Origin of the sequence: Nocardia sp. NPDC060220, from assembly GCF_042727815.1 — a bacterium.
In the GTDB taxonomy this organism is placed as follows: Bacteria; Actinomycetota; Actinomycetes; order Mycobacteriales; family Mycobacteriaceae; genus Nocardia.
Genome location: NZ_JBHWZY010000654.1, coordinates 1 through 3,980, shown reverse-complemented (window position 1 = coordinate 3,980; position 3,980 = coordinate 1). Strand labels below are relative to the sequence as shown.

Here is a 3,980-nt window from a genome sequence, read left to right as displayed (position 1 = left end):
GATCACCTGCTGCCAGGCGTCGACCCGGTCGAGTCCGTCCAGCAACGCGCCGTCGCCCCGGGCGCACAGGTCCACCAGTTCGGGATCGAACTCGGTGCCACTGCGCGACAGCAGCATTCGGACCGCCGCGTCGACACCGCCCACCCGGGTATGGACCTCGGCGTCGTCGGCGATGTGCACGACACGCATCACCGGAATGATCGCCTCGCCCCGCAATCCGCTGGGTACGCCGTGGCCGTCCCAGCGTTCGAAGGCTTGTGGCAGCGCTGCCCGGACGGCGTCCGGCAGGCCGAGGCGGTCGGCGATATCGGCCGCGGTGCGGCAGTGGGTGAGGAACGAGTCCATCGTGTCGCGCACCCCGCCCGCGAGGAACCGGCCGGTCATCGAGATCCGCCGCAGCGACGACCCGCCTTCGGCGAGGTGCCCGAGCAGGAAGGCCATCATCGGCAACCCGGTTTTGTCGATGTTGTAGCTGTCGGCCCGGATCCGGAGGTCGTCACCGAACCAGCGCGCCATCTCGGGGGAGTCGGCGACGCAGCCGACCCACGCCAGCAGCGAGACGTAATACACCGCGGCGCGATCGGCCTCGGACAACCCCGCGGCCTCGGCGAGCCGGACAGCGAGAACGGTCTGGCGCAGGACATGTTCCTGCGGCTGGCCGAGCCCGAGGTCGGTGGCCAGTGACAGCGAGGCGACGAGTTCGGCGAGCCGAAGGGGCCGGGACGGGTCCGTCACGAATTCAGATTACTCCTTGCGCTCGATGCATTGCCGATATATCGTCGATAGTGTCAAGAACAACGAGAGAGCCTGAGGAGGCTGTCATGCAGAACCAAGAACAACGAGAATTCGGACACTTCCGGCGCGGTCGCGGACCGGGCCCCCGGGAATTCGGTCCCGACCGCCAGCAGTTCCGCCACGGCGGGCGCCATGGCCACGGCCCCGACTTCGGACCTGGCTTCGGCCCAGGGTTCGGACCGGGCTTCGGTCCCGGTTTCGGCCGCGGTCGCGGCCGCGGCGGGCGTGGCAGGCGCGGTGACGTGCGGGCAGCGGTGCTGCTGCTGCTCGTCGAGCGCCCGATGCACGGCTACGAACTGATCCAGCAGATCCGCGACCGCAGCGACGATGTCTGGCGCCCCAGCCCGGGGTCCATCTACCCGGCATTGGCCCAGCTCGAGGACGAGGGTCTGGTGCTCATCGAAAAGGTGGCCGGTCGTAAGACCGCCCAGCTCACCGACGAGGGCAAGGCCTATGTCGAGGCCCATCGTGAGGATCTCGGCGACCCGTGGGCCGAGGTCAAGCAGGACGTCGGCGCCCAGGCGCTGGACCTGCGCGGACTGGTCGGACAGGTGATGGGCGCGGTCGGTCAGGTGGCCCAGGTCGGCACGGCACAGCAGGCGGCGAAGGCGGCCGAGGTACTCGCCGAGACCCGCCGGGCGCTGTATCGAATCCTCGCCGAGGACGATGTCGCCTCCGAGGGCGATGCAACCCCCGAGAAGTGAGGGCGTCGTGACCGCCCTGCCCGGCGTGCGGTTGTCGGTCCCATGGAGTAAATGTTTGGGGTATGGAACAACTGGGAACGTTGTGGGGTTGGGGAACATCACGATTGCGCGGCGCGGTGTCGGTCACGGCACTCGTCTGCACGGCGGTGATCGGTGTGTCCTTCGCACCGATCGCCGCCGCTGAACCGGCGGGCTATCGGCCCGCCGTCATTCCGATGCAAGCGGGTCCGGCGCAGTCCGATCACCTGGATGCCGCCCATTACATCAAGGCCAACCCGAACTCGGTTCCGGTGGGGCTCAACAACTTCGGGTGTACGCCCACCGCCGAGCACCCGCGGCCGATCGTGTTGGTACACGGCACCGACTCGAGTGCGTACTCCGACTGGGCGGGAATCGGGCCGCAGCTGGTGTCGGCCGGCTACTGCGTCTTCGCGCTGAACTACGGCGGAGCGCCGGGCGCCGACACCTACGGCACCGAGGACATGCGCATCAGTTTCGCCCAGCTCGCCCAGTTCGTCGACGATGTCCTCGTCGCGACCAAGGCGACCAAGGTCGATCTGGTCGGGTTCTCGCAGGGGGCGAACGTCAGCCGGTTCTATGTCAACAAGCTCGGGGGCGCGCCGAAGGTCGGGACCTGGGTCGGCCTGGCCTCACCCAGTTACGGCGGGGTCATGTACGGACTGGTCCCGGTGGGGCAGGCCGTTCCCGGCATGATGGATGTCTTCGCGAAGGTCACCTCGACCGCTGCGGTCCAGCAGGCTCAGGGCGAACCACTCATGGTGGAGCTCAACGCGGGCGGCGACACCGTGTCCGGTGTCCGGTACGTCACCGTCGGCAGCCGGGTCGACGAGATGATCCAGCCGTTCTCGAACATCGCGCTGCGCGGTGCGGGCGCCGAGAACCTCGTCCTGCAGGACCTGTGTGCCGACGACCTGACCGGGCACTTCCACCTGGTCTACGACCCCTTCGTGCAGCAGTTGCTCCAGCGCGTCCTCGACCCGGCCCGGGCACCCGCACCGGTCTGCGCGCCCGTCCCGCTCGGCACCGGCATCCCCGAGGTGATCATCGCGGGCAACTCCTGACAGCCGGGCTGGACGGAAGTACCTCGCGGGGTCACTAGACTGGGACGACCGCAATTCGTCCTCCCCGGGAGCCGCCGTGACCATTCAGCCCGTTCGCCTGTTCGGCGACCCGATCCTGCGTTCTCGTGCCGACGCGGTCACCGAGTTCGGTCCCGACCTCGCCACGTTGGTCGCCGATCTCACCGAGACCATGCACGACGACGGTGGGGTCGGGATGGCCGCGCCGCAGATCGGTGTCGGGCTGCGGGTGTTCGTCTACGACACCGGCGATGCCGCGGGGCATGTGGTGAATCCGGAGTGGTCGGCCGTCGGTGCCGACGAACAGGTCGGTCCCGAGGGCTGCCTGTCGATCCCCGGCGTGCGGTACGACGTGCGCCGGGCGGCGCGCGTGCGGGTCAGCGGGGTCGACGTCACCGGTGCGCCGGTCGAATTCGAAGCCGACGGTCTGCTCGCGCGCTGCGTACAGCACGAGTACGACCACCTCGATGGCGTGCTGTTCATCAACCGGCTCGAACCGGCCGACCGCAAGGACGCGATGCGTACCATCCGCGAATCCGACTGGTTCCGCGGCGGGATCACCGTGCGCGAATCCAGCGGCGTCGGCGGTGGTCGCTGATGCGCGTAGTTTTCGCGGGCACGCCCGAGCCCGCTGTGCCGTCGCTGCGCCGGTTGATCGAGAGCGAAGGCCACGAGGTCGTGGCGGTCGTCACGCGGCCCGACGCGGTCGCGGGCCGTGGTCGCAAGCTCCTGCGCTCGCCGGTCGGGCAGCTCGCCGACGAACACGGCATTCCCGTGTTCACGCCACGCAAGCCGTCCGAGCCCGAGTTCGTCGCCGCGCTCACCGAGCTCGCACCGGACTGCTGCCCGGTCGTCGCCTACGGTGCGCTGCTGCCCCAGCAGGTGCTCGACATCCCCGCCCACGGCTGGATCAACCTGCACTTCTCGCTGCTGCCCGCCTGGCGCGGGGCGGCTCCCGTGCAGGCGGCCATCGACGCCGGTGATGACATGACCGGCGCGTCGACGTTCCTGATCGAAGCAGGCCTCGATACGGGCCCGGTGTACGGGGTGATGACCGAGAAGATCGGGCCCACCGACACCGCGGGCGAACTGCTGGCCCGGCTCGCCGAAGCGGGTGCCGTGCTGCTCGAGAAAACCCTGGACGGCGTGGAAGACGGTTCACTGCAAGCGATTCCGCAATCCCATGACGGCGTGACCTACGCACCGAAGGTGACCGTGGAAGCCGGGCGGATCGGGTTCGACGAACCCGCGCTCGCCATCCACCGCCACATTCGCGCCGTCACCCCGGCGCCCGGCGCGTGGACCGAGGTGAACGGGCTGCGCCTCAAACTCGGCCCGGTGGAAATGGTGGAGGAAACCTTGCCCGAACGCGAGATCGAGG

5 protein-coding genes are annotated in these 3,980 nt (G+C 69.0%); 4 read left to right on the top strand and 1 reads right to left on the bottom strand.

Annotation, left to right across the window (positions count from 1 at the left end; all coding sequences use genetic code 11):
• The coding region (locus tag ACFWF3_RS27125) for an HD domain-containing phosphohydrolase (RefSeq protein WP_379316206.1) at positions 1–735 on the bottom strand (735 nt) is incomplete at its 3' end.
• An 86-nt stretch (positions 736–821) separates the two neighbouring features.
• Here ACFWF3_RS27125 and ACFWF3_RS27120 point away from each other — a divergent pair.
• The 4 genes from ACFWF3_RS27120 to fmt form a co-directional block, all read left to right on the top strand.
• Positions 822–1,499: a PadR family transcriptional regulator gene (locus ACFWF3_RS27120; RefSeq protein WP_379316204.1), complete on the top strand. Its 678-nt coding sequence runs from the start codon at positions 822–824 to the stop codon at positions 1,497–1,499.
• Positions 1,500–1,561: 62 nt separating this feature from the next.
• Entirely contained in the window at positions 1,562–2,581 is a 1,020-nt protein-coding gene (locus ACFWF3_RS27115; protein WP_379316202.1) for an esterase/lipase family protein, read from the top strand.
• A gap of 76 nt (positions 2,582–2,657) precedes the next feature.
• The gene (gene def, locus ACFWF3_RS27110; protein WP_378627041.1) at positions 2,658–3,197 is read left to right on the top strand and encodes a peptide deformylase; all 540 of its coding nucleotides are present in this window, start codon (positions 2,658–2,660) and stop codon (positions 3,195–3,197) included.
• A partial coding sequence (gene fmt / locus ACFWF3_RS27105) for a methionyl-tRNA formyltransferase (RefSeq protein ID WP_379316200.1) occupies positions 3,197–3,980 on the top strand: 784 nt, incomplete at its 3' end. The genes def and fmt, both read left to right, overlap by 1 nt.

What these genes read in the sequence shown, in the direction of transcription:
- ACFWF3_RS27120 (WP_379316204.1), top strand. Translation starts at nt 822, where the DNA reads ATGCAGAACCAAGAACAACGAGAATTCGGACACTTCCGGCGCGGTCGC.
- ACFWF3_RS27115 (WP_379316202.1), top strand. Translation starts at nt 1,562, where the DNA reads ATGGAACAACTGGGAACGTTGTGGGGTTGGGGAACATCACGATTGCGC.